This is a genomic window from Enterobacter sp. 22466 (genome assembly GCF_052044775.1).
In the GTDB taxonomy this organism is placed as follows: domain Bacteria; phylum Pseudomonadota; class Gammaproteobacteria; order Enterobacterales; family Enterobacteriaceae; genus Enterobacter; species Enterobacter dissolvens.
Map to the genome: position 1 here is coordinate 423,717 of NZ_JBQENX010000002.1, position 24,070 is coordinate 447,786.

Genomic DNA, 24,070 nt, shown 5'->3' on the forward strand with positions numbered 1-24,070 from the left:
ATGTGGGTCTGGATAAACACTCACCGACATGACGTCGGAATTACGGGAGCATCGCTATGACTGATATTGCGCAGTTGCTTGGCAAAGACGCCGACAGCCTTTTACAGCATCGTTGTATGACCATTCCAGCCGACCAGCTTTATCTGCCCGGCCACGACTACGTTGATCGCGTGATGGTGGATAACAACCGTCCACCGGCCGTGCTGCGAAATATGCAGACGCTCTATAACACCGGGCGGCTGGGCGGTACCGGGTATCTCTCGATTCTGCCGGTTGACCAGGGCGTTGAGCACTCGGCAGGCGCCTCCTTTGCAGCCAATCCGCTCTACTTTGATCCGAAGAACATTGTTGAGCTGGCGATTGAAGCGGGCTGTAACTGTGTGGCCTCTACCTATGGCGTGCTGGCGTCTGTTTCACGGCGTTATGCCCACCGCATCCCTTTCCTCGTCAAACTGAACCACAACGAGACTCTCAGCTACCCAACCGAATATGACCAGACCCTCTACGCCAGCGTGGAGCAGGCGTTCAATATGGGCGCAGTAGCGGTTGGGGCGACGATCTACTTCGGCTCTGAGCAATCCCGTCGTCAGATTGAAGAGATTTCCGCCGCCTTTGAACGCGCCCATGAGCTCGGGATGGTGACCGTGCTGTGGGCGTATCTGCGTAACTCCGCGTTCAAAAAAGACGGGGTGGATTACCACGTCTCAGCTGACCTGACCGGTCAGGCGAACCACCTGGCCGCAACCATTGGTGCTGACATCGTGAAGCAGAAAATGGCCGAGAATAACGGCGGCTATAAGGCGGTGAACTTCGGTTATACCGATGACCGTGTCTACAGCAAACTGACCAGCGATAACCCGATCGACCTGGTGCGCTACCAGCTGGCGAACTGCTACATGGGACGCGCCGGGCTGATTAACTCCGGCGGTGCGGCGGGTGGAGATACTGACCTGTCTGACGCGGTACGCACGGCGGTTATCAACAAACGCGCAGGCGGTATGGGGCTGATCCTCGGCCGTAAGGCGTTTAAGAAATCAATGGCTGACGGCGTGAAGCTGATCAATGCGGTTCAGGATGTCTATCTGGACAGCAAAGTGACGATCGCCTGAGTACTCCCTCTCCCGGTGGGCATAATGCCTGCACAGACGGCCCCCTCTCCCTTTGGGAGAGGGCTGGGGTGAGGGGATTAGCGCAGAAGCACGCAATCCGGCGGTAATCGGCACTGCAGCGCACCGGGCAACACCTCAATGCGGAACTGCGTCCCGCTCAGCGGTTCACCATCAAGGTTAAACGTCATACCGTGTGGGGCATTCACCTCAAACCATGCCGATTTCCCGGCGATGATATTTGGACTCTCTTCCGGTTGCGTCAGCGTGGTGAATAGTGCAGGCAGCAGTCCGTCGCCGGTGAAAATGCGCAACTGAAGCTGACCGTCATTAATTAGCGCCTCCGGGCACAGCTGCTGCCCGCCGCCTGCCTGACGACCGTTGCCAATGCCAATCACCAGCGCGTCGCCCTGCCACTGGAAATCCTCGCCGCGAATTTCGCAGCGGTCAGGCTTGAGGGTGTCCATGCGCATCAGACCGTGGATCAGATAAGAGACACCGCCCAGCGCCGCTTTGAGTTTTTCCGGCGTTTCGCTGGTGATCCGCGTGCCGAACCCGCCCGTCGCCATGTTGATAAAGCAGGTTTTGTCATTCACCTGCGCAATGTCCACGGCGGTAGCTTTGCCGAGGATCGCCAGTTGCAGGGCTTTACTCAACTCCTCCGGAATGCCGGCGCTGGTGGCAAAATCATTGGCGGTACCGAGCGGTAAAATGCCCATCACCGGACGGTCTTCGGTGGGCAGGTCGACAAGCGCAGAGGCGATCTCATTGATGGTGCCGTCGCCGCCGCCGGAGATAATGGTTTCGACGCCCAACGTCAGGCCTTCATGGATATACCGTGCCGCGTCGCCTTTTTCCCACGTGACCCGTACATGGATCCGCGCCCCGTCTTCCCGCAAATCAGTGATTGCCTGACGCAGCAGATCGTTGCCTGCACTTTTACCATTGAGAATCAATAAACTGTCTGGATAGGTTGCCATCCTCGCTGCTCCCTTTTTTAGCGTTAGTAAGAGTGTATAGCAGTGAGGAAAAAAGCGGGTAAGAACTGGATGAAAGGGAAAAATAAGACCGCGTAAGCGGGGCCGTTATACCGCCAAACGAAGCCTGTAGCGCTTACATAGCATGCTCCTGTCACTTGCGGTTACCGTTTGAGCCTGACATTTGCTTTGCCTCAATTTTCAACTGCTTACGCCAGACACGGTTATGTAGCGTTAGCGCAATGGAACGGTAAAAAATCGATGTATTCATCCACCTGATATTCAGACAGAAAAATCCCAGACCCAATAAAGAGGTTATTTGCGGCGTGTAATTGTCAACGGGGCCGAATAAAAGCAAAATCCATGTCGAGAGGAAATAAACGATGCTCATCAAGCCTGTCAGCGTAATGACAAAAATATGCAGTTTATATCCAGACAAAGAACCCCGTGTCGTCATAAACATCGTGCTCATCACTGCCAGACAATACACACTTGCTGCACTGAATACTCCCATCATGACTTTAAACTCTGGCAATTCAAGCCAGCGAAACAGCATCAACCAGAGGGAAACCTGCAGCATGGCGTAGCAAAAAATAGCAAGTAAGGTACTCAATGCCAAAGGAATTCCTGTCATATGTACACCCACAGGAACGCCAAACTGCGCTTTTAACTCTTCTTTTAATGACTCAAGCTGATGGAGATCATCGGTCGCCATTTTACTTTTAACCACAGCACTTAATGCAAGGCTATTCTTAATGTATTTCATCATGGCTGGGTTAATAACTTCCTGTAAATGAAAAAGACTGAATTAAACCGAAAACATATTTACCCGTTTGTGCAACATTCTGCGGATTCCTGATATTACCTGAGATAGCGCTTCCAACAAAGGCTGAGGAGTTTGAAATGGTGTTTAACAACTCATGCTAAGAGCAACTGCAATGATTCCTCCGCCACGTCGACGATAGCAAACGCCCCGGTGCTGAAAACTCTCTTTCATCGCTGATGGTGTTGAACAATGGGCCCCGCGAGGCGTTAGCTTCTAAGTCGATAAAACCAGAGTTAAGAAAGGTAGATTGAAGTAAAAACGTCCATTATGCTGACCCCAGGTCGTTATGTGCCTTTACAGATTCAGGAAAAGGCCATTCGTTATGGTACCAGAACACCAGACCCACTAAAAAGCCTGGGCTTTTCCGGTACGAAGCGCGTATGTATAAGCTTGTGGAAGACAGGCAAAATAAAGGCACTTATATTTATAAGTCTTATCGTCTTGAGGTTTTGGTCAGAGAAACTGACTGGACTATCATGCATTTTCAGTACATGCCGTAAGGAGGGATCATGATAGATATCACAAGCGGTGACAGACACCTTAAATTAACGCCTTATGAAAGGCTGACTGAGCCCGAGGAGCCAGCTTATAGCCGTATTATGGTATGGGTTGAATTCTCAATCCCTGCCTTAAAAACGGCGTTTGCTGCAGAGTTTTTTGTCGGTCAGTTAGAGCAGTTCAGGCATGATATCCATGGCTTCCATCAGGCCTTAAAAACAGGGGCGAAATTTAAGGATATTAATTTAACCTCGGCATTTGAGCAGGTTGTGCTTAAGTTTCATCAGGCACATTTTGCCGGAGCTGTTGGCGTCAGCATGGTACTGAAGCCTGAAAACCATGCTGACAGTATTACGCTTGAGGATTCCTTCGATATTGATGAAAGCTATTTGCCAGACCTGCTCTCAGGTCTGGACGACATCATTTCATGGCAGAACTGACGCCTGAATGAAGCCATAAGACCGGCATTCAAAGTGCCGGTTTTTTTATGCCATTTTTCGCAATTTTCCCGTTTTAAGTCGCGCATGCATCGGTTGCATGAGTTTGCATTCGTCTTAATTCCCATGTTTGCCAGCCTGCTCCGTCGCTGGTGCGGTTCGGGGCTCTCTCAGTGCTCATGCGGTCTTATATCGATGTGGGTATTGGGTGAGCGTGACCAGAAACAAATCCTTTTATTTCATTTTATTAAAGCGAAAAAATAAGCCCACGTAAGGGAGATTACGCGGGCTAAGGAGGTGGTTCCTGGTACAGCTAGCATTTATGGGTTATGTTTTTCAGCGCTGGGGATAATACCCGTATTGAACGAAGCGGTATGTGATCCGATTCTAAGAATTTTCCCGGCATGAAAAAATTTCCCTGGTTGACTATTTACTATGCGGATTTCGGGTGCTTTCACCGTTGAAATTGCGCATCAGCAGGGCGAATTCCAGCTCCACCTCTTCCGGTACCGGCAGCCAGACGGTATGGCCATTGCCCGGCGCAACCTCAATCGCTTCGCCTTTGCCGTTCTCCAGGTGTTCCAGCGTGAAGTTCATGTTGCCCTGCGGGGTCATCAGCTCCAGGCTGTCGCCTTTGGTGAACTTGTTTTTCACCGCCACGGCGGCCAGCGCACCTTTGCGCTCGCCGGTAAAATCGCCGACAAACTGCTGACGTTCGGACACGGAGTAGCCGTGCTCGTAGTTCTGGTAGTCGTCATGGGTATGACGTCGCAGGAAACCTTCTGTGTAGCCGCGGTGTGCCAGGCCTTCCAGGGTTTCCAGCAGGCTGGTGTCGAACGGTTTACCGGCTGCCGCGTCGTCAATCGCTTTGCGGTACACCTGTGCGGTACGCGCGCAGTAGTAATAGGATTTGGTGCGGCCTTCAATTTTCAGGGAGTGCACGCCCATCTGGGTCAGACGTTCAACGTGGGCGACGGCGCGCAGATCTTTTGAGTTCATGATGTACGTGCCATGCTCGTCTTCAAAGGCGGTCATGTACTCGCCCGGACGTTTGGCCTCTTCAATCATAAACACGCTGTCGGTTGGCGCGCCGATGCCCAGCGTAGGCTCTACGTGAGTGACCGGGATCGGCTCATGCTTGTGGACGATATTCCCGATGTCGTCCTCTTTGCCTTCCTGGACGTTATATTCCCAGCGGCAGGCGTTGGTGCAGGTGCCCTGGTTCGGGTCGCGCTTGTTGATGTAACCGGAGAGCAGGCAACGCCCGGAGTAGGCCATGCACAGCGCACCGTGAACAAAAATTTCGATTTCCATATCCGGCACCTGGGTGCGGATCTCTTCAATCTCGTCGAGGGACAGTTCACGCGACAGAATGACGCGGGTCAGCCCCATCTGTTTCCAGAACTTCACCGTCGCCCAGTTCACGGCGTTAGCCTGCACGGAGAGGTGAATATCCATCTCCGGGAAGTTCTCCCGAACCAGCATGATTAAACCCGGGTCCGACATGATCAGCGCATCCGGCCCCATATCCACCACCGGCTTCAGGTCACGGATGAATGTTTTCAGCTTGGCGTTATGCGGCGCGATGTTCACCACCACGTAGAATTTTTTGCCCAGGGCATGCGCTTCGTTGATGCCGAGCTGCAGGTTCTCATGGTTGAATTCGTTGTTGCGCACGCGCAGCGAGTAGCGAGGCTGGCCCGCATAGACGGCGTCGGCACCATAAGCGAAAGCGTAACGCATATTTTGCAGCGTTCCCGCCGGGGAAAGGAGTTCCGGTTTAAACATGTTTGTTCTCGTTCTGATGACAGGTCAGATCCGCGTGCACCAGGTGCAGCGGTAAGGGGAGATCCCCCACTTTAAGGGCGGGCATTGTAGCGCTGCGTGACGGGGAGGTAAAGCGCCGGGTCGCGTCACCGCTCACCCGGCGTGCTTCGGGTTGTCAGGTATTGTCTTTTACCGTCTGGGTAGAACCGTTGGTTTTGACTGAGGCGATGCCCTTATCACGCGATTGTTCGGTCGCATACAGCTGGCTGCTGCCAATCACCTGATGGTTGCCCGCCTTAAGATTGAAATGGAACTTACCGTTAGAGGCGGTTTTCTTTTCGTAACGCTCATCCTGCGGGCTGTTCGTGCGTACGGAAGCAATACCGTTCTCAGCGGCGCTTTTACTGGTGTAAAGCTCACTGGTGAGAATAATCTCTCCGTTTCCCGCTTTCAGCACAAACCTGAATTGACCATCACTGCTCTTGTTTAATTCGAACCAACCAGACATAGGCACTCCTTGATCGACAGTTAACTTATCCGTACCAGTTATAAGTAAACGAACCGGTAAAAAGAGTATGGTTGATTCCTGAATTGATTCCAGAAAAGAAAAACCCGCCTGGTGGCGGGTTTCAGAGGTGGGGCGTCACGCAATCCTGCACGCATCCGCTTCCCATCGATACCCCACACCATACACCGCGCGAATAAATGACTGTTCGGCGTCGAGCGCTTCCAGCTTGCGGCGCAGGTTTTTGATGTGGCTGTCGATGGTGCGGTCAGTCACCACGCGGTAATCGTCATACAGGTGGTTCAACAACTGCTCGCGAGAGAAGACTTTCCCCGGTTCGTGGGAAAGGGTCTTCAGCAGGCGGAACTCAGCAGGCGTGAGATCCAGAAGCTTGCTGCGCCAGCTTGCCTGGAAGCGGCTCTCGTCGACAATCAGCGGGCTTTCGGCGTCCAGCATCTGCAGTTCGCGCTGCGGTTTACAGCGGCGAAGAATGGTTTTCACGCGGGCGACGACTTCACGCGGGCTGTAGGGTTTGCAGATGTAATCGTCCGCGCCAATTTCGAGGCCCAGCAGGCGGTCGATTTCTTCGATTTTTGCCGTCACCATGACAATCGGCACGTCGGAGAAGCGACGAATTTCCCGGCACAGGGTCAGGCCGTCGGTGCCGGGGAGCATCAAATCCAGCAGGATCAGATCCGGCGGCGTCTGGCGCACGTACGGCAACACCTGATCGCCATGGCTGATAAGCGACGGGGCGTAACTGGCTGCTCGTAAATAGTCGATCAGTAACTGCCCAAGCTTAGGCTCGTCTTCCACAATCAGAATGCGTGGCGTGTTTTCGTCAATCGGTAATTCGGTCATGCTTCTCTCGATAAATCCCGTTCCAGCGGTAACTCTACTGTAATGCTAACCCCGCCAAAAGGCGAATGGGCGGCACGGAGGGTGCCATTATGCGCCTCGACGATATTAACGCAAATCGCCAGCCCCAGCCCGGAGCCGCCGCTGGCGCGGTTGCGTGAGCCTTCGGTGCGATAAAAACGTTCAAACAGTTTTTCCAGCTGCGCATCCTGCACGCCAGGAGCGGAGTCGGCAAAGGTGAGGGCGAAGCGGCCGTTTTCCTGTTTGCCGGAGATGTGCAGTCCGCCGCCGCTGTCGGTGTAGCGCAGGCTGTTTTCCAGCAGATTGTTGAAGAGCTGCATCAGACGATCTTTATCGCCAAACACCACCGCACTGTCCGGCAGGGAGAGATCAATGGTCAGGTTGCGGCTGGCAAAACGTTCGCGGAAAGCCCCGCTGATCACCTCCAGAATGTTGATCACATCCACCGGTGCTTTCTGGTAGGCCAGCGCCCCTTCGTCTGACATGGAGAGCTGGTGCAGATCGTCCACCAGTTTGGTCAGCGTACCCACTTCCGCCTGCAGGGAGGCTACCGATTCGGGCGTAAACTGGCGCACGCCGTCCTGAATGGCCTCCAGTTCGCCGCGCAGCACCGCCAGCGGGGTGCGCAGCTCGTGCGAAATATCGGCCATAAAATCGCGGCGCATCTGCTGGTTTTTCTCCAGCGTACTGGCGAGCTGGTTAAAATCCTGTGCCAGCTTGCCCAGTTCATCCTGGCTGCGGGTGTCCACGCGGGTGGAAAAATCCCCGGCGGCCAGTTTATGCGTGCCCTCCACCAGCCGTTTCACCGGGGCGAGCAGACCCCGCGCCAGCGGGAAGGTGGCAAGCGCGGCCAGCAGGGTGGAGAGGGCGACAATCAGCCAGCTTGTCCGGCGCTGCTGGCGGTCAAAGTTGATATCGGTGTTGCGCGTCAGCCGCTCCACCGGGGAGGCGATAACCCAGCCAACGGTGGCGTTATTGACTTTGATCGCCCGCCGGGTGCCGTCCGGCGGGATGGGTGAACGCGGGCCAACCAGCGTGCGCATATCCTGGTCAATCACCCAGAACTGAGTGCGCCAGCCGTGCGGTGGCATGCCCGGGCCGGGACGATCTTCGCCGCTATCGTGCTCCAGCGAACGCAGGATCTGGAAAATAAAACGATCGTTGTTGCGTAAAAAACGCCAGTTCCCGTGCAGGGCATACTGTTCGCTTAGCGCATCGCTCAGCCCCTGCAGGCGCTGCTCGTTGCCGTGTTTGATGTAATCAATAAAGCCGCGCTCAAAGCTGATCCGCACCGCCCAGTGCATGGTAACCAGCAGAACGATACAGGTGGCAAATATCGCCACAAAAAGCTTGCCGGTAATACCCGGACGCCAGAATTTCATGAGCCTCTCCTTTTGCCGCGCCTAATCACGACGTTCTTGCTGGTATCATCCGGCACGCAGGCGAAGATGAAAGCGGGCAGGGCGATGATAACCGCCATGCTGAGATACGTGTATAAAAAGACCTGATGCGCCACCGGCGTGTCGATGCTGAGATGGTGCTGACCGTACATGCCGAGCAGTAAACCGGCAAGGGTGACCCCCACGCTCATGGAGAGCTGCATGATCATCGACAGCAGACTGTTGCCGCTGCTTGCCAGTTCATCCGGCAGGTCTTTCAGCGTCAGGGTATTCATTGAGGAGAAGCGCATGGAGTTAATAATGCCCTGGCAGAACAGCACCAGCGGCAGGGCGTAGTACCAGCCCATCAGCGCTACAGTCATAAACAGCAGGCTGACCAGTGCCAGCCCCAGCGTCGCGGCCACCAGCACGTGGCGATAGCCAAAGCGGTTGACTACCTGCACCACAATGCGCTTCATTCCCATGCTGCCCAGCACCATCGGGATCATCATCAGCCCCGCGTGAAACGGTGAAAAGCCCATACCAATTTGCAGGAAGACGGGCGTCATAAACGGCAGCATGCCACTGCCGACGCGTCCCGCAAAGCTGCCGAGCAGCCCAAGACGGTAGGAGGAATTTTCAAACAGTGTCAGGCTGAACAGCGCGCGCTCATTTCCTCTGGCGTGCCACAGATACCACAGAATAGCGCTCACCCCGATGACGGCCATAACGGCCAGCGTCAGGGACGAAATCCCCAGCCCTTTTTGCCCGTCGAGGGCGAGGGTCAACGTCGCCATACCGGTGGCGAGCAACAGAAAACCGAGGACATCAAAGCGCCGCGTCTGCAGGGTGTAGTTGGGCATCAGCGCCAGGGTGGCGATAGCGCCAATAATGCCCACCGGCAGGTTAATGAGAAAAATCCAGTGCCACGAGGCATACTCCACGAGGATCCCGCCCAGCGCCGGGCCCAGCAGAGGGCCCACCTGGCCTGGTAAGGTCACAAAGGTCATTGCCGCCATATACTGCTCGCGTGGCACTATCTTCATCACCGTCAGCCGTCCGACAGGCACCATCATGGCCCCACCGACGCCCTGCAGAACGCGCGCCATCACCAGCTGATCCAGCGTATTCGCCATTGCGCAAAACAGCGACCCCACGGTAAACAGCACGATGGCGCTGAAGAAGATATTCCGCACTCCCACTTTGTCCGCCAGCCATCCGCTGGCAGGGAGCATCACGGCAACCGTCAGTACGTAGGAGACAATCACCATGTGCATGTGCAGCGGGCTCTCCCCCAGGCTTTTTGCCATTGAGGGGAGGGCGGTGTTGACGATGGTCGTATCCAGCGACTGCATAAAGAAGCCGAAGGCTACTATCCATAATTGCCAGCGAACGTTACTGGGAAGATCAGTCATTTACCCGGTCACCGTGGTTTTGTTTTTACGTGAAAAACGCAGCCGCAGGCGGTCAAAGAACAGATAGACCACCGGCGTGGTGTAGAGCGTCAGCAGCTGGCTCATCACCAGCCCACCGACGATAGTGATCCCCAGCGGCTGGCGCAGCTCTGAACCATCGCCACCGGAGATCACCAGCGGCAGCGCGCCAAACAGCGCCGCCAGCGTGGTCATCATAATCGGGCGAAAACGCAGCAGGCAGGCCTGGAAGATTGCCTCTTCTGGCGTCAGGTTTCCGTTACGCTGAGCCTCCAGCGCAAAGTCCACCATCATGATGGCGTTTTTCTTCACAATACCGATTAACAGCATGATCCCGATTAAGGCGATGAGGCTAAACGGCGCGCCAAACAGCTCCAGCGCCAGCAGCGCCCCCACGCCTGCTGACGGTAGCGTCGAGAGAATGGTCAGCGGATGGACGTAGCTCTCATACAGTACGCCAAGCACGATGTAGACCGTGGCAATGGCCGCCAGAATCAAAATCACCTGCGAGTTCATCGTCTCCTGGAAGACCTGCGCGGTCCCGGCAAAACTGCCGCGCACGGTCGAGGGCACGCCGAGCTGGGTCATGGCACGGTTAATGGCCTCGCTGGCCTCGGAAAGCGACGAGCCGGTGGGCAGGTTAAAGGAGATCGTGGACGCTGCCGACAGCCCCTGATGGTTAACCGAGAGCGGTGCATTGGCAGGCCGCCAGCTGGCGAAGTAAGAGAGCGGGATCGCCTTACCGTCGTTGTTGATCACAAACATTTTATCCAGCGCGCTGATGTCCTGGGTATAGCGCGGGTCCACTTCCATCACCACCTTGTACTGATTCATTGGCTGATAGATGGTGGAAATCTCGCGCTGACCAAAGGCGTTATTCAGCAGGCTGTTGGCGGCTTCTACGTTAATGCCCAGCCGTGACATGGTTTCACGATCGTAGGTCAACGCCATTTCTGCCCCGTTGTCCTGTTGGTCTGAGTTCACGTCCGCGAGCTGCGGCAGGGCGGCCAGCGCTTTACGGATCTTCGGCTCCCACTCGCGCAGCGCGGCCAGATCGTCAGAGAGCAGGGTGTACTGGTAGCTGGCGTTCGCCTGACGCCCGCCCACGCGGATATCCTGAACGGCCATCAAAAACAGGTTGGCGCCTGGCTCTTTGGCGAGCTTCATTCGCAGCCGGTCTATCACCTGCTGCGCCGTTTCATTGCGCTCGCCGCGCGGCTTAAGGGTGATAAACATCATCCCGCTGTTCACGCGTGACCCGCCGGTAAAGCCGGTGACGTTATCCACTGCCTTGTCTTCGCGGATGATCTTCATAAAATCCTGCAGCTTGCCGCGCATCGCCTGGAAGGAAATACTCTGGTCAGCCTGGATGCCGCCCATCAGTACCCCGGTGTCCTGTTCCGGGAAGAAGGTTTTCGGGATGGAGATATACAGCCAGACGTTGAGCACAATGGTGCTGATAAGCACCAGACCGACAATCCGCGTATGGTTGAGCACCCACTTCAGGGACTTACCGTACCCTTCCTGCATTGCCATCAGGAAACGGCCAAACCCTTTGCGACGCGGCTGCGAATGTGGTTTGCTGCGCTTGAGCATCCAGCCGCACATCATCGGCGTGAGCGTGAGCGAGATAACCAGCGAGATACCTATCGCCACGGAGAGCGTGACGGCAAACTCGCGCAGTAATCTGCCCGGCAGCCCGCCCATCAGCAGCAGCGGCAGGAATACCGCCACCAGCGACAGGCTCATGGAGAGCACGGTAAAACCGACCTCGCGCGTCCCTTGCAGCGCCGCCTGCAGCGGCTTCACGCCCGCTTCCAGGTGGCGGGAAATATTCTCCAGCACCACGATGGCGTCATCCACCACAAAACCGGTGGCGATGGTCAGCGCCATCAGCGACAGGTTGTTGAGGCTAAAGCCGCACAGGTACATGGCGGCAAAAGTACCGATCAGCGATACCGGCACGGCCACCGCCGGGATCAGCGTTGCCCGTCCGGAGCGCAGGAACAGGAATACCACCAGGATCACCAGTGCCACGGAGATCACCAGCGTTTGTTCCACCTCTTCAAGCGAGGCTCGAATGGTCGGCGAACGATCCTGAGCAATCTGCAAATCAATGGCGGCCGGGATGGTCTCCTGCAACTCCGGCAGACGCGCGCGAATGCTGTTTACCGTTTCGATAATATTGGCTTCCGGCAGCTTGCGGATCATCAGCAAAATGGCCGGTTTGGCGTTGGTCATCCCGGCGTTGCGCACGTCCTGCACCGAGTCGGTGACGCTGGCCACGTCGCTTAAGCGCACCGCCGCGCCGTTATTATAGTGGATGATGAGCGGCTGATATTCCGCTGCGGTTTTGAGTTCGTCGTTGGTCTGGATCTGCCAGCGGTGGCTGGTGTTCTCTATCGCCCCCTGCGGCCTGCGCACGTTGGCGCTGCTGATGGCGGAGCGCACATCGTCCAGCGACACGCCCTGGTTAAACAGCGCCTCCGGATTCAGGCCGACGCGCACGGCGGGCAGGGAGCTGCCGCCGACGCTCACATCCCCCACGCCGTCAATCTGGGCAATGGTTTGTGCCAGCTGGGTTGAAGCAAAGTCGTAGAGCTGCCCCTGCGAGTAGGTGTCTGAGGTCAGCGTCAGGATCATGATCGGCGCGTCGGACGGGTTGGCTTTACGGTAGGTCGGGCGGCTCGGCATCCCGCTCGGCAGCAGGCTTTGCGCGGCGTTGATCGCCGCCTGCACGTCACGCGCCGCACCGTTAATATCCCGGTCAAAGCTAAATTCCAGAATGATGCGCGTGCTGCCCAGCGAACTGCTGGAGGTCATCTCGTTGACTCCCGCAATCCGCCCGAGCGAGCGTTCCAGTGGCGTGGCAACCGACGAGGCCATCGTTTCCGGCGACGCGCCCGGCAGCGATGCGCTGACCATGATCACCGGAAAATCCACCTGCGGCAGGGGGGCCACCGGCAGCAGGCGAAAGCCCAGCACGCCGCACAGCGTAATGGCGAGCGAGATTAAAATCGTCGCCACCGGGCGGTAAATGAAGAGGGCGAAAAACTTCACTTACGCCTCCTCTTCACGTTTCGGGAAGCGGCTTTTGGTCCACAGAGCCAACTGGTCAAACAGCAGATAAATGACCGGCGTGGTGAACAGCGTCAGTACCTGGCTCACCAGCAGACCGCCGACCATGCCGATACCCAGCGGACGACGCAGCTCCGCACCGACACCAGTGCTGAGCATCAGCGGCAACGCACCTAACAGGGCGGCGAGCGTGGTCATCAGGATTGGACGAAAACGCAGCAGGCACGCCTGGAAAATGGCGTCACGCGGCGACATGCCCTGTTCACGCTCGGCGGCAAGGGCGAAATCGATCATCATGATGGCGTTTTTCTTCACAATCCCGATAAGCAGGATGATGCCGATAATCGCGATGACGTCCAGTTCGCTGCCCGCCAGCATCAGGGCCAGTAGCGCACCCACCCCGGCGGTCGGCAGGGTAGAGAGGATGGTGATCGGGTGAATAAAGCTTTCGTACAGCACCCCGAGGACGATGTACATCGCCACCACGGCAGCCACGATCAGCCAGATGGTATTGCCCAACGCAGCCTGGAACGCCAGGGTGCTGCCCTGGAACTGGGTCTGAATATCGGACGGGAAGTTAAGTTCTTTCTCCGCGCCCAGAATGGCCTCGACTGCTTCGCCCAGCGAATAGTTGTCCGGTACGTTGAACGAGATGGTGGTGGACGGGAACTGATCGAGATGGTTAATCGACAGCGGCGTATAGCGCTCCTCCACGCTGGCAATGGCGCTTAACGGCACAATGCCGCCGTCTTTGCTGGTCAGGCGCACCGAGTCCAGCGCGGCCAGGCCGGGCGTGTTGTCGGTGTTGTGTTCCAGCACCACGCGATACTGATTCGCCTGGGTATAAATGGTGGAGATAAGGCGCTGGCCGAAGGCGTTATAGAGCGCGTTATCCACGTCGGACATGGTGATACCCAGACGGCTGGCGGTATCGCGATTGACGTTAACATACGCCGCCAGCCCTTTGTCCTGCCAGTCGCTGCTGACGTCAGAAAGCTGCGGCAGCGCCTTGAGTTTGTTAACCAGTTGCGGCACCCACGTGCTCAGCGCGTCAAGGCTGGTGGCCTGGAGCGTGAACTGGTATTGCGTGCGGCTGACCTGGGTATCGATGGTCAAATCCTGAATCGGCTGCAGGTAAAGTTCAATGCCCGGCACGCGCGCCACGGCAGTTTGCAGTCGCTCAATGACGGCGTTGACCCGATCGTCGCGGTCACCCAGCGGCTTAAGGTTGATCTGCAGACGCGCACTGTTGAGTGACGGGTTGGTGCCATCGACCCCTACGTACGCGGTCAGGCTTTCTACCGCCGGATCTTTCATGATGATCTCAGACACCTGCTGCTGACGCTGCGCCATGCTGGCGAAGGAGACCGACTGGGGCGCCTGAAGCGTGCCCTGAATAATGCCGTTGTCCTGGATCGGGAAGAAGCCTTTCGGGATAACGATCCACAGCATGACGCTAAGCGCCAGCGTGCCGAGCGCCACGCCGAGCGTCGCCCACGGGTGGTTGAGGACTTTCGCCAGCATGCGACCGTAGGCGGCAATAATCCGCTCGAACATCCGCTCAGAGGCGCGGGAGAAGCGGTTTTGCTTGCGCAGGGATTCATGGCTCAGCATGCGGGCGCACATCATCGGCGTCAGGGTTAGCGACACCACGGCAGAGATCAGAATGGCGACCGCCAGCGTGACGGCGAATTCACGGAACAGTCGTCCGACGATATCGCCCATAAACAGCAGCGGGATCAGCACCGCAATCAGCGAGAAGGTCAGCGAGATAATGGTAAATCCGATCTCGCCCGCTCCTTTCAGCGCAGCGGCCAGCGGTTTTTCACCTTTCTCGATATAACGCGAGATGTTCTCGATCACGACGATGGCATCATCCACCACGAAGCCGGTGGCGATGGTGAGCGCCATCAGCGTCAGGTTGTTGATCGAAAAATCGAGGAACACCATCACGGCAAATGTCCCCACCAGCGAGAGCGGCACGGCAACGGCGGGAATAATGGTTGCCGGGACGTTGCGCAGGAACAGATAAATGATCATCACCACCAGCGCAATCGCCAGCATCAGCTCAAACTGGGTGTCGGTGACCGATGCGCGAATGTTGGTGGTTCGGTCGGAAAGCACCTTCACAGTGACCGATTTGGGCAGGCTGTCGATAAGCTGCGGGAGCATGGTGCGAATGCTGTCGGCGGTTTCAATGATGTTGGCGCCCGGCTGGCGCTGCACGTTCATCACAATCGCCTGCTGTTTGTTGGCCCACGCACCCAGCCAGCTGTTTTCCGCGCCTTGTTCAACGGTGGCGACGTCACCCAGACGCACCGGCGCGCCGTTCTGGTAGGCGATAATCAGCTGACGGTACTCATCGGCGGACTGCATCTGGTCGTTGGCAGAGAGCGTCACGGCACGGGTTGGACCATCCAGCGAGCCTTTTGCCGAATTGACGTTGGCATTGCTGATGGCGGTGCGGATGGTTTCGCTGGTCAACCCCAGCGCAGCGATAGCCTGCGCATTAAGCTTCACGCGCACCGCCGGGCGTTGCCCGCCCGCCAGCGTCACCAGCCCGACGCCGGAGACCTGGGAAATTTTCTGCGCCACGCGGGTTTCGACCATGTCTTCCACCTGGGTCATCGGCATGGCGGAAGAGGTCACGGCAAGAGTCATGATCGGCGGATCCGCCGGGTTCACTTTGCTGTAAACCGGCGGGTTAGGCAGGTCTGACGGCAGCAGGTTGGTGGCGGCGTTGATCGCAGCCTGCACCTCCTGCTCGGCCACGTCCAGCGACAGCGAGAGCTGGAACTGCAGCGTTACCACCGATGCACCGCCGGAACTTTGCGAGGACATCTGTTTCAGGCCCGACATCTGACCAAACTGGCGCTCCAGCGGGGCGGTGATGGCGGAGGTCACCACATCCGGGCTGGCGCCAGGATAGAGGGTAACGACCTGAATGGTGGGATAATCCACTTCCGGCAGCGCCGAGACGGGCAGGAAGCGATAGCCAATAATCCCGGCGAGCAGGATCGCCACCATCAGCAGCGTGGTGGCAACAGGGCGCAGAATAAACAGGCGTGATGGCCCACCTGTAGAGCCTGGGGGCATCACCTGCATCAGGAATTCGCTCCCTGTTTCGCAGGTTCAACCACTTCGACTTTGGCCCCTTCGGTCAGACGGTCAATGCCGTCGGTGACCACGCGGTCGCCTGCGGAAAGGCCTGCGCTGATCACCACCGTCTGGCTGTCCTGAATCCCGGTTTTCACCAGGTGCTTGCTGACTTTATTGTCGCTGTTGAGCACCCAGACGAAGTTGCCTTCGTTACCCATCTGCAGCGCAGCGGTGGGGATCACCACCGCGTTCTCTTCGGTCGCCACCAGCATGCGCGCATTCACAAACTGGTTCGGGAAGAGGGCGTCATCCTGGTTGTTAAAGCGCGCCTTCAGCTTGATGGTGCCGGTGGTGGTGTCGATCTGGTTATCCAGGCTAAGCAAAGAACCTTCGCTCAACTTCTGCTTGTTGGTACGGTCCCAGGCTTCCACCACCAGCCCCTTTCCGGCTTTCTGCGCCTGCACCACCGTCGCAATTTCGCTTTCCGGCAGAGTAAAGACTAAATCAATCGGGTGGGTCTGGGTGATCACCACGATGCCCGTAGTGTCACCGCTTGAGATCTGGTTGCCGATATCGACCTGCTTGAGGCCAACGCGCCCGTCAATCGGCGCGGTGATGCGGCTCCAGTCCAGCTGCAGCTGCGCACTGGCCACCGCGGCTTCGTCAGCTTTGATGGTGCCCTGCGTTTCGCTGACCAGCGACTGCTGCGTGTCCAGCTCCTGACGAGAGACCAGGTTGGTTTTCACCAGCTGCTGGTAGCGCGCCAGATCGCGCCGGGCGTTAGCGAGCGTGGCTTTGTCTTTCGCCAGCTGTCCCTGAGCCTGGGCGAGGGCGACTTTGAACTGGCTTGGGTCGATCTCGGCCAGTAAATCGCCAGCTTTCACCTGCTGACCTTCCTGGAAGTGGATCGCCATGAGCTGACCGTCGACGCGGCTGCGTACCGTGACGGTGTTAGCGGCGGTAATGGTCCCGAGACCGGTGAGATAGCGCGGAACGGCTTTATTCACCGCGGTAGCTGCCTGAACCGGTGCCAGCGCGCCGCCGCGCATACCGTGGCGCCCCCCGCCCGCAGGGCGTTGCGGCTGACTGCTGGCGCCTGCCGGAGCAGAAGACGTTGCAGATTGATTGTGCCAGTACCAGGCGGCGGCAAAGACCACCACACTGATACCTGCGGCGATTGCCCAGCGGGATTTATGACTGCCTTTCATCGTTATACGTTCTCATCCTGAAACACTTCGGGGAATGATACTAGTTTAGTCAGCTAACACAGCGGAAAAATGGAGGAAATATGGAAGACTGTCAGGAATGGTCTGAGAGTAGCGCCGCGGTTTTGACCCTCTCCCCGTGGGAGAGGGCCGGGGTGAGGGCACCAGACCGCACCAACGCTAGCTAAACATCACCTGCGCCCAGCGCGCCAGCCCCGCCGTGACGGAGCCGAAGTCATCGCCGCCGGCAATCGGAATGCCCGGCAGCTGTTCTGCCAGCGCTTTCTTGATCAGCGGCGAACGGGCGCTACCGCCGGTCAGGTAAATCACGTCCGGCTTCTCTTTGCCGTTCTCCAGCGCCAGCTGGACCTGCTCCAGAATGCGCTGCAGCGGCTGGGTGAGCGCGGTTTCCAGTCCTTCCTGAGAAATGGCGGTTGCCAGATCTTCACTGATAAACGGCAAGGAAACCGCGTGCTCCGGGCGATCGGAGAGGGCGATTTTGCTCTCTTCGGCAGTACGCACCACGCGATAACTCAGACGCTGACGCCAGACTTTGTAGAGCAGGGCGACCTTGTCAGCCTCCCGGGCATCGCGCACCATATCGTTCAGGAAGCGGCCATTCGCGGTGCTGTAAAAATCACTCTGCGCGGGGACGTCGTTGATGGCGATAGCATTCCACCAGGGCAGGATCGGCAGGGCGATCCCTTTTTCCGTTTGCCCACCCATGCCCAGTAGTGGCATCAGGCTCTTGAATGCAAGGGCGATATCCAGATCGTTACCACCCACGCGGCAGCCGCTGTGCCCCAGCAGGCTGTTTTCGCGGTCACGACGGTTATGCCACTGCGGCCCCATTAGCAAGAGCGAGCAGTCGGTCGTCCCCCCACCGATATCCACTACCAGCACGCGCTTCTCTGCTGTCAGCGTGGCTTCAAAATCCAGCCCCGCCGCCACCGGCTCATACTGGAATACTACGTCGCGAAAGCCCGCGCGGTGTGCGGCTCGTTCAAGGATCCCCTGCGCCTGCTGGTTGGCCTCGTCGCCACCCAGCCCCTGGAAGTTGATCGGACGGCCAATGACCGCCTGATCGATCGCCTCCGGTACCTGGGTTTGCGCCTGATTGCGAATGTGCAGCATCATGGCGCAAACCAGATCTTCAAACATCGCCACCTGCTGCGGCTTCAGGCCGCTGGCACCGAGAAACGACTTTGGCGATTTAACGAAGTAAACCTCTTCCGGATCTTCAATGTAATGCCCGAGTGAAGAGAGGCCGAACTGGACGCTCGACGGGGTGACGTCGATATCTTCCTCGCGGTTAAAACTGACTGCCCGGCGCAGCAAAGCCTGTGATTCCGCCGCCGTGGCCGGAACCTGATGATGGCGGAACAGCCATTCGCTGACCGCTTCACGCGTGGGTGCGCAGAGCATTGACGGCAGCAGCGTGCTCTCGTTTTCCATTTTCAGGAGCTGTGGTTGTCCGTTTTGCATAATCGCAACCGAACAGTTTGCCGTACCGTAGTCGAATCCAATAAACACGTTTAATCCCCATGCCAGTGAGAAGGGGCGAGACTTTAGCGGAATGCCCGTCTGGCGACAACAGGAATATGAAAGCAAGGCGAAACAAGGTCTTTCGGTTTATGCTGAGAGGAACAAAAAAGGAGCGACGATGTATACCCTGACCTGGCAACCCCCTTACGACTGGCAATGGATGTTTGGCTTCCTTGGCGCGCGTGCGGTAGAGGGCATTGAGACGGTTACCGACAGCTACTACGAGCGCAGTTACACCTGCCAGCAGCACCAGGGGATCTTTCGCGTCACCCCGGATCTGAACACCCACACGCTCAACGTGACGCTCAGCCCGGGATTAGTCCCGGTTGCGCAGATCTGCCTTGAGCGCATCGGGCGTCTGTTTGATCTCGCCTGCGATCCCCGGCAAATTCAGAATGTGCTGGGCGAACTGGGGGCCGCGCGTCCGGGGCTGCGTTTACCGGGAGCCATGGATGCCTACGAGCAGGGCGTGCGGGCGATCCTGGGGCAACTGGTCAGCGTAGCGATGGCGGCGAAGCTGGCCTCACGGGTGGTGGCCCTGTGCGGTGAACCGGTAAAGGATGCGCCAGGTTATCTGTGCTTTCCTGCACCTGACGTGCTGGCTGCGGTGGATCCGCTGGCGCTGAAAGCCCTCGGCATGCCGGTTAAACGGGCGGAGTCATTGATTCACCTGGCCCGGTCCGTGGTCGATGGCACGTTTCCACTGTCTCCGCCTGAGGATATCGAAGCCGGGATGAAGGGGTTACAGCAGCGGCCGGGGATAGGGCGCTGGACGGCTAATTACCTTGCCCTGCGCGGCTGGCAGGCGAAAGACGTGTTCCTGCCGGATGATTATCTGATCAAGCAGCGCTTTGCCGGCATGACACCCGCGCAAATTCGTCGCTATGCCCTGCGCTGGCAGCCGTGGCGCTCTTACGCGCTGCTGCACATCTGGTATACCGACGGCTGGACGCCATCAGTTGATGGCGAAATAGCTGGTATTGAGCAGTAGATCCAGCGGCTGCGGCTCGCCGATGGTGTCACCAAAAATAAAATCAATGCCGATGCCGGAGAGCGTATCCATCATGATGGGCTGGTTACACGGGCCGGCGATGGTACGCATCCCCAGACGCTTCGCATGACCCTGAATGATGGTCACCATCATCTCATCCATCAGATTGCCATGAACGTTGGTCACCACTTCCGCGTCCAGCATCAGATAATCCGCCATGTTGGCGCTCAGGTGGCTGAAGAGTGCCATGTCGCGCCCCGCCTGGCTCAACACCACGCGGCAGCCGGCGTGGCGGAGCTTATGCAGCCCCGTCTGAATGTTCTGATCCGGGTTGGCCACCACGTCGATCGCGATAACCAGATGCAGCAGACGACCCGGTAATGGCCCTTTATCCAGAAGGTCGAGCAATTCATCAACCAGCGTGGCGCTGGCTAAACCGGCGGCAGAGAGGGGAAGCGCGACCCCCAGGCCTTTTCTGGCAACAGGAGCGGCATACGCGCGGAAGAACTCGCTAAAAATACGGCGGTCAAGCGCATGCAAAAGCTCAGGCTCCGCCAGACCGGAACGAAAGGCGTGCTCTTCCTGAACTTCACCCTGGCTGGTCCACAGGCGTAACGAAATCAGCCAGAAGTTGCAGCTCTCGGGAATACGTGGGGAGGCAACGCTGCGGGCAATCATCATCAGATGATTGTCTTTAATCATGTGCCACTGTTCATCGAGCGACATCATGCTGCGCGCGCTGTGGGTTCGCTCCTGCTGCGGTTCGTACACCGTTACCACGCCGCGACCGTTGTTTTTCGAGGCATAGCAGGCAATGTCGGCCTGGGACATCACTTCCGACGCCTGATGATTATTTTCATCAATCAGCGTGATCCCCGCGCTGGCGCCGATCCGGTGCAGACGGCCTTCCCACATAAAGTGATAGTCGTTGATCGTGTGGATCAGCCGACCCGCAATATAGCGTGCGCTCTCAATATTGCAATCCGGCAGCAGCAACCCGAATTCGTCTCCGCCCAGACGCGCAAGCACGTCGCTGGAACGCAGCATGGTCAGCATCAATGACGACAGCTCCCGCAGCAGGGCATCGCCCGCCGCATGGCCCGCTGTATCGTTAACGGCTTTAAAGCGATCGAGATCGATAAACACCAGCGCATGACGCTGGCGCGTCTCCTGGACGGTCTGCAGCAGCCGTTTGAGATGATTTTCGAAGCTGACCCGGTTCGCCAGGTGGGTGAGGGCATCGTGAGAGGCACTGTAGCTGAGCTGACGCAGCATTTTGCGCGACTCGGTGACGTCCTGAATAACCAGCACCGAGCCGATATTCTGCCCGTCCAGCGTACTGAGCGGAGTGATGCTGTAATGGATATCAAAGAAGCCACCGGTACGGCAGTTAAGCACCACATCCTGTTCGATATCGGCGCGGGACATATCGCCGCTGTGAATATTCTCCATCAGCGGCCCTTTTTCACCGAAGGTGATATGCAGGACCTTCAGCACCGGCTGGCCAATGGCCTCGGTTTGCAGCCAGCCGCTCATCTTCTCGGCGACCGGGTTCATAAAGGTGACATTCATGTCGACATCGGTACACAACACCGCTTCGCCGATGGAGTCGAGAGTAATGTGCAAACGCTCTTTTTCCTGGAACAGGGCTTCGTTGAGCTGTTTAACCTCGGTCATGTCCATATTGATGCCGAGCAAACGTTCGACTTCGCCCTGTTTATTGAGTACCCGGTTCGCCAGAGAGCGAATATGACGCACACCTTCTTTAACGCGAATCCGGAACTCCAGCTTAAACGGCAAGCGCGCGATCAGGGAATCCCGGAGCACTTTTTCCGCATGGGCGCGATCTTCAGGCAGCATCTTCTCGTGCCAGAGCTGCCATGTCGGCTTGATGTGCGGCGGGATTTCATACAGCTCAAACATCCGCTTATCCCAGCTGATGATGTCCGGCTCCAGATCCCACTCCCAGATGCCGATCCCCCCCGCTTCATTGGCGAGGGTGATGCGTTCCATCAGCCGTTTGTTGACCCATTCGGTCTGTTTCAGATCGTTAATATCTTCAATCTGGGCAATGAAATAGAGCGGCGAGCCGTCGGCATGGCGCACCACCGAGACAGCAAGCAGCGCCCAGACCACTTCTCCGCTGCGGGTGTAGTAACGCTTCTCCAGGGTATAGGTGTTGATATCCCCGTTGATCAGTTGTTCAAGCTGTTCGAGGTCGGTGTGCAGATCTTCCGGCCAGGTTAACTGCTGGAAAGTGAGCGACTGTAGCTCTGTCTGGCTGTAACCGAGAAAGTTACACAGCGCTTTGTTGGCCTGCAGCCACTGGCCTTCAATGCTGACCAGCGCCATCCCGATGGCGGAATACTCCATCGCGTTACGAAAGCGCTCTTCACTTTCAGTGATATGTTTCCGCTCCGCCCGGAAGGCGTACATCACCATGGTCATGACGTTGGCCGGGAGAAGCAGCATCAAAAACGGCAGCCACGGCGCATTCAGCATGGCGTTGGTGTGCTGGGTGGTAAGTGCCGTAGGGTTGCGGGCAATCATCAGGGAAACCACCATTACGGTGACCAGAAACACCATAAAGGCTTCCATACGCGGCAAGCGCACGGCGCTCCACATCAGCAGAACAATAACGCAGGTAAAGGGCCACGGCAGCCAGGTGATCGACGCCCAACTGAGCATCAGCGTCACGGCCATGGTGACCAGCGTTTCCAGCAGCAGCTTCGGGTCACGATGGCGCAGGAGATAGTGCGGTTTAAACAGTAATCCTAATGGCACCAGTGCCAGCGCGCCGATGGCTTCAGACAATACCCAGACGAGGAAATTACGCAGTGGCTCAGAAGTAGGTACCAGAAAATGCACCAGAACGCCGCCGACCAGCGGGGGGATCAGCGCGCTGCCAATCGCCAGGCGGATCCAGTCGTTCAGGTTCTGCAATGGGTTATACCAGGGGAGCAGTTTGCGCAGTAATAGCGCACCAACAACCGCTTCCACCACGTTGATGGCGGTATAGGTCGGATTGATCGACGACCAGGAAAAAAGCATCCACGAGGCCAGAATATTGCCGAACGAGCAGGCAAGGGCAATGCCGGGCCACATTTTTCCGGCGTGGCGATAAAACGCCACCATCATTATGGCGGTAGGAAACCAGAGCGGTGCTAACAGCGTGCCGAAGCGGGTCAGCTCCAGTGAAAAAAGGGTAAAGATAAAGGTGACCAGGCCCAGACAGACAAGTCGCATGAGAGGATGTGGGGTGGTAACCAAAACCCGCTGGTGTTGTTTATTCATTACCGCTTTATCCAGAGACGCCATGCCGCCAGGAGTGAAGTCCGGACGAGTGAATGTGCTAATTTGGTTTATGCTAGTACAAACAATTTACAATTCATATGGCGACTGCTCATAATTTGACATCATAGAATTATTAAATAGTTAGTGTGTAAAAAAATCATGTTAAACGCTGAAAAAACACGCGTAAAAATTTCACTCAGGGAACGTTAAGCCACTTTTCAGCCTGTCTCGCATAACCTGCGCTTTCGACTGGTATCACGTCCGTGAAATCCCTATAATTGCCGCGTTTGACGCTCCGGCGTCGTCCTTCCTTAACATCCAGGTTAATCAGGTCGCTAAATTTATGACTGATAAGTCTCATCAGTGCGTCATTATAGGCATCGCCGGCGCATCGGCTTCAGGTAAAAGTCTTATTGCCAGTACGCTTTACCGCGAACTGCGTGAACAAGTTGGTGATGAGCACATCGGCGTCATTCCCGAAGACAGCTACTACAAAGATCAATCCCATCTGTCGATGGAAGAGCGCGTAAAAACGAACTATGACCATCCCAATGCCATGGATCACAGCTTGCTGTTCCAGCATTTAGAAGCGCTGAAGAGCGGCCAGGCGATTGAACTGCCTGTTTATAGTTACGTAGAACATACCCGCACGCAGGAAACGATTCGTATTGAGCCGAAGAAGGTCATTATCCTCGAAGGCATCCTGCTTCTGACCGATGCGCGTCTGCGCGAGTCAATGAACTTCTCCATTTTTGTTGATACCCCGCTGGATATTTGCCTGATGCGCCGCATCAAGCGCGACGTGAACGAACGTGGCCGTTCAATGGACTCCGTCATGGCGCAGTACCAGAAAACCGTTCGCCCGATGTTCCTGCAATTTATTGAACCATCCAAACAATACGCCGATATTATTGTGCCGCGCGGGGGTAAAAACCGCATTGCCATTGATATCTTAAAAGCGAAAATCAGCCAGTTTTTTGAATAAGCCGCGCGAATTGTGTACCGTTCAGAGATAACCTGCTTCGCCCTGAGTCGTTATCCTCAGGGCACG

At 56.9% G+C, this 24,070-nt stretch carries 16 protein-coding genes; 4 read left to right on the top strand and 12 right to left on the bottom strand.

Translation table 11 applies throughout. The features are described 5' to 3' along the window. The first annotated feature begins 56 nt into the window (after window positions 1-56). Window positions 57-1,109 (top strand): class I fructose-bisphosphate aldolase, encoded by a 1,053-nt coding sequence (fbaB, locus tag ACTJJI_RS08615; protein WP_008500869.1) that lies wholly within the window; start codon window positions 57-59, stop codon window positions 1,107-1,109. A gap of 77 nt (window positions 1,110-1,186) precedes the next feature. Here the strand turns inward: fbaB and yegS are convergent, their stop codons facing one another. Both yegS and ACTJJI_RS08625 read right to left on the bottom strand, forming a co-directional pair. After that, complete coding sequence (yegS, locus tag ACTJJI_RS08620) at window positions 1,187-2,086, bottom strand: lipid kinase YegS (RefSeq protein WP_050860278.1); 900 nt, start codon at window positions 2,084-2,086, stop codon at window positions 1,187-1,189. A gap of 151 nt (window positions 2,087-2,237) precedes the next feature. Further along, the gene (locus tag ACTJJI_RS08625; RefSeq protein ID WP_083020994.1) at window positions 2,238-2,852 is read right to left on the bottom strand and encodes a hypothetical protein; all 615 of its coding nucleotides are present in this window, start codon (window positions 2,850-2,852) and stop codon (window positions 2,238-2,240) included. Window positions 2,853-3,418: 566 nt separating this feature from the next. On the opposite strand from ACTJJI_RS08625, the gene ACTJJI_RS08630 reads away from it, so the two are divergent. After that, window positions 3,419-3,847, top strand: coding sequence for a WapI family immunity protein (locus tag ACTJJI_RS08630; protein WP_229764288.1), 429 nt, complete (start codon window positions 3,419-3,421; stop codon window positions 3,845-3,847). Between the two features lie 423 nt (window positions 3,848-4,270). Here the strand turns inward: ACTJJI_RS08630 and trhP are convergent, their stop codons facing one another. The 9 genes from trhP to yegD all read right to left on the bottom strand — a co-directional run bounded on the left by trhP (window position 4,271) and on the right by yegD (window position 18,722). Then, on the bottom strand, window positions 4,271-5,632 hold the full coding sequence (gene trhP / locus ACTJJI_RS08635; RefSeq protein ID WP_046888342.1) for a prephenate-dependent tRNA uridine(34) hydroxylase TrhP: 1,362 nt from the start codon (window positions 5,630-5,632) through the stop codon (window positions 4,271-4,273). Between the two features lie 154 nt (window positions 5,633-5,786). Next, the gene (locus tag ACTJJI_RS08640; RefSeq protein ID WP_014832637.1) at window positions 5,787-6,119 is read right to left on the bottom strand and encodes a YegP family protein; all 333 of its coding nucleotides are present in this window, start codon (window positions 6,117-6,119) and stop codon (window positions 5,787-5,789) included. A 135-nt stretch (window positions 6,120-6,254) separates the two neighbouring features. After that, window positions 6,255-6,977 carry a two-component system response regulator BaeR gene (baeR, locus tag ACTJJI_RS08645; protein WP_014832636.1) on the bottom strand — a complete coding sequence of 241 codons (723 nt, stop codon included), beginning with the start codon at window positions 6,975-6,977 and terminating at the stop codon, window positions 6,255-6,257. Further along, window positions 6,974-8,377, bottom strand: coding sequence for a two-component system sensor histidine kinase BaeS (gene baeS, locus ACTJJI_RS08650; RefSeq protein ID WP_050860275.1), 1,404 nt, complete (start codon window positions 8,375-8,377; stop codon window positions 6,974-6,976). Before baeS ends, baeR begins: the two co-directional genes overlap by 4 nt. Next, window positions 8,374-9,789 (bottom strand): MFS transporter, encoded by a 1,416-nt coding sequence (locus tag ACTJJI_RS08655; RefSeq protein ID WP_440653620.1) that lies wholly within the window; start codon window positions 9,787-9,789, stop codon window positions 8,374-8,376. The genes baeS and ACTJJI_RS08655 overlap by 4 nt, the downstream gene beginning before the upstream one ends. After that, complete coding sequence (mdtC, locus tag ACTJJI_RS08660; RefSeq protein ID WP_440653622.1) at window positions 9,790-12,867, bottom strand: multidrug efflux RND transporter permease subunit MdtC; 3,078 nt, start codon at window positions 12,865-12,867, stop codon at window positions 9,790-9,792. Further along, entirely contained in the window at window positions 12,868-15,990 is a 3,123-nt protein-coding gene (locus tag ACTJJI_RS08665; RefSeq protein ID WP_440653624.1) for an MdtB/MuxB family multidrug efflux RND transporter permease subunit, read from the bottom strand. After that, complete coding sequence (locus ACTJJI_RS08670; RefSeq protein ID WP_440653626.1) at window positions 15,990-17,192, bottom strand: MdtA/MuxA family multidrug efflux RND transporter periplasmic adaptor subunit; 1,203 nt, start codon at window positions 17,190-17,192, stop codon at window positions 15,990-15,992. Before ACTJJI_RS08670 ends, ACTJJI_RS08665 begins: the two co-directional genes overlap by 1 nt. Before the next feature lie 177 nt (window positions 17,193-17,369). Then, entirely contained in the window at window positions 17,370-18,722 is a 1,353-nt protein-coding gene (gene yegD, locus ACTJJI_RS08675) for a molecular chaperone (protein ID WP_440653628.1), read from the bottom strand. Between the two features lie 130 nt (window positions 18,723-18,852). Between yegD and alkA the strand changes: the two genes are divergently transcribed. Then, window positions 18,853-19,725: a DNA-3-methyladenine glycosylase 2 gene (alkA, locus tag ACTJJI_RS08680; RefSeq protein WP_440653630.1), complete on the top strand. Its 873-nt coding sequence runs from the start codon at window positions 18,853-18,855 to the stop codon at window positions 19,723-19,725. Here the strand turns inward: alkA and ACTJJI_RS08685 are convergent. Further along, window positions 19,690-23,019 carry a diguanylate cyclase gene (locus ACTJJI_RS08685; protein WP_440653632.1) on the bottom strand — a complete coding sequence of 1,110 codons (3,330 nt, stop codon included), beginning with the start codon at window positions 23,017-23,019 and terminating at the stop codon, window positions 19,690-19,692. The genes alkA and ACTJJI_RS08685 overlap by 36 nt on opposite strands. Window positions 23,020-23,362: 343 nt before the next feature. On the opposite strand from ACTJJI_RS08685, the gene udk reads away from it, so the two are divergent. Further along, a complete protein-coding gene (udk, locus tag ACTJJI_RS08690) occupies window positions 23,363-24,004 on the top strand; it encodes a uridine kinase (protein ID WP_008500855.1) in 642 nt (213 codons plus the stop codon). The last annotated feature ends 66 nt before the right edge of the window (window positions 24,005-24,070 follow it).

What these genes read in the sequence shown, in the direction of transcription:
- fbaB (WP_008500869.1), top strand. Translation starts at nt 57, where the DNA reads ATGACTGATATTGCGCAGTTGCTTGGCAAAGACGCCGACAGCCTTTTA.
- yegS (WP_050860278.1), bottom strand. Translation starts at nt 2,086, where the DNA reads ATGGCAACCTATCCAGACAGTTTATTGATTCTCAATGGTAAAAGTGCA.
- ACTJJI_RS08625 (WP_083020994.1), bottom strand. Translation starts at nt 2,852, where the DNA reads ATGATGAAATACATTAAGAATAGCCTTGCATTAAGTGCTGTGGTTAAA.
- ACTJJI_RS08630 (WP_229764288.1), top strand. Translation starts at nt 3,419, where the DNA reads ATGATAGATATCACAAGCGGTGACAGACACCTTAAATTAACGCCTTAT.
- trhP (WP_046888342.1), bottom strand. Translation starts at nt 5,632, where the DNA reads ATGTTTAAACCGGAACTCCTTTCCCCGGCGGGAACGCTGCAAAATATG.
- ACTJJI_RS08640 (WP_014832637.1), bottom strand. Translation starts at nt 6,119, where the DNA reads ATGTCTGGTTGGTTCGAATTAAACAAGAGCAGTGATGGTCAATTCAGG.
- baeR (WP_014832636.1), bottom strand. Translation starts at nt 6,977, where the DNA reads ATGACCGAATTACCGATTGACGAAAACACGCCACGCATTCTGATTGTG.
- baeS (WP_050860275.1), bottom strand. Translation starts at nt 8,377, where the DNA reads ATGAAATTCTGGCGTCCGGGTATTACCGGCAAGCTTTTTGTGGCGATA.
- ACTJJI_RS08655 (WP_440653620.1), bottom strand. Translation starts at nt 9,789, where the DNA reads ATGACTGATCTTCCCAGTAACGTTCGCTGGCAATTATGGATAGTAGCC.
- ACTJJI_RS08665 (WP_440653624.1), bottom strand. Translation starts at nt 15,990, where the DNA reads ATGCAGGTGATGCCCCCAGGCTCTACAGGTGGGCCATCACGCCTGTTT.
- ACTJJI_RS08670 (WP_440653626.1), bottom strand. Translation starts at nt 17,192, where the DNA reads ATGAAAGGCAGTCATAAATCCCGCTGGGCAATCGCCGCAGGTATCAGT.
- alkA (WP_440653630.1), top strand. Translation starts at nt 18,853, where the DNA reads ATGTATACCCTGACCTGGCAACCCCCTTACGACTGGCAATGGATGTTT.
- ACTJJI_RS08685 (WP_440653632.1), bottom strand. Translation starts at nt 23,019, where the DNA reads ATGAATAAACAACACCAGCGGGTTTTGGTTACCACCCCACATCCTCTC.
- udk (WP_008500855.1), top strand. Translation starts at nt 23,363, where the DNA reads ATGACTGATAAGTCTCATCAGTGCGTCATTATAGGCATCGCCGGCGCA.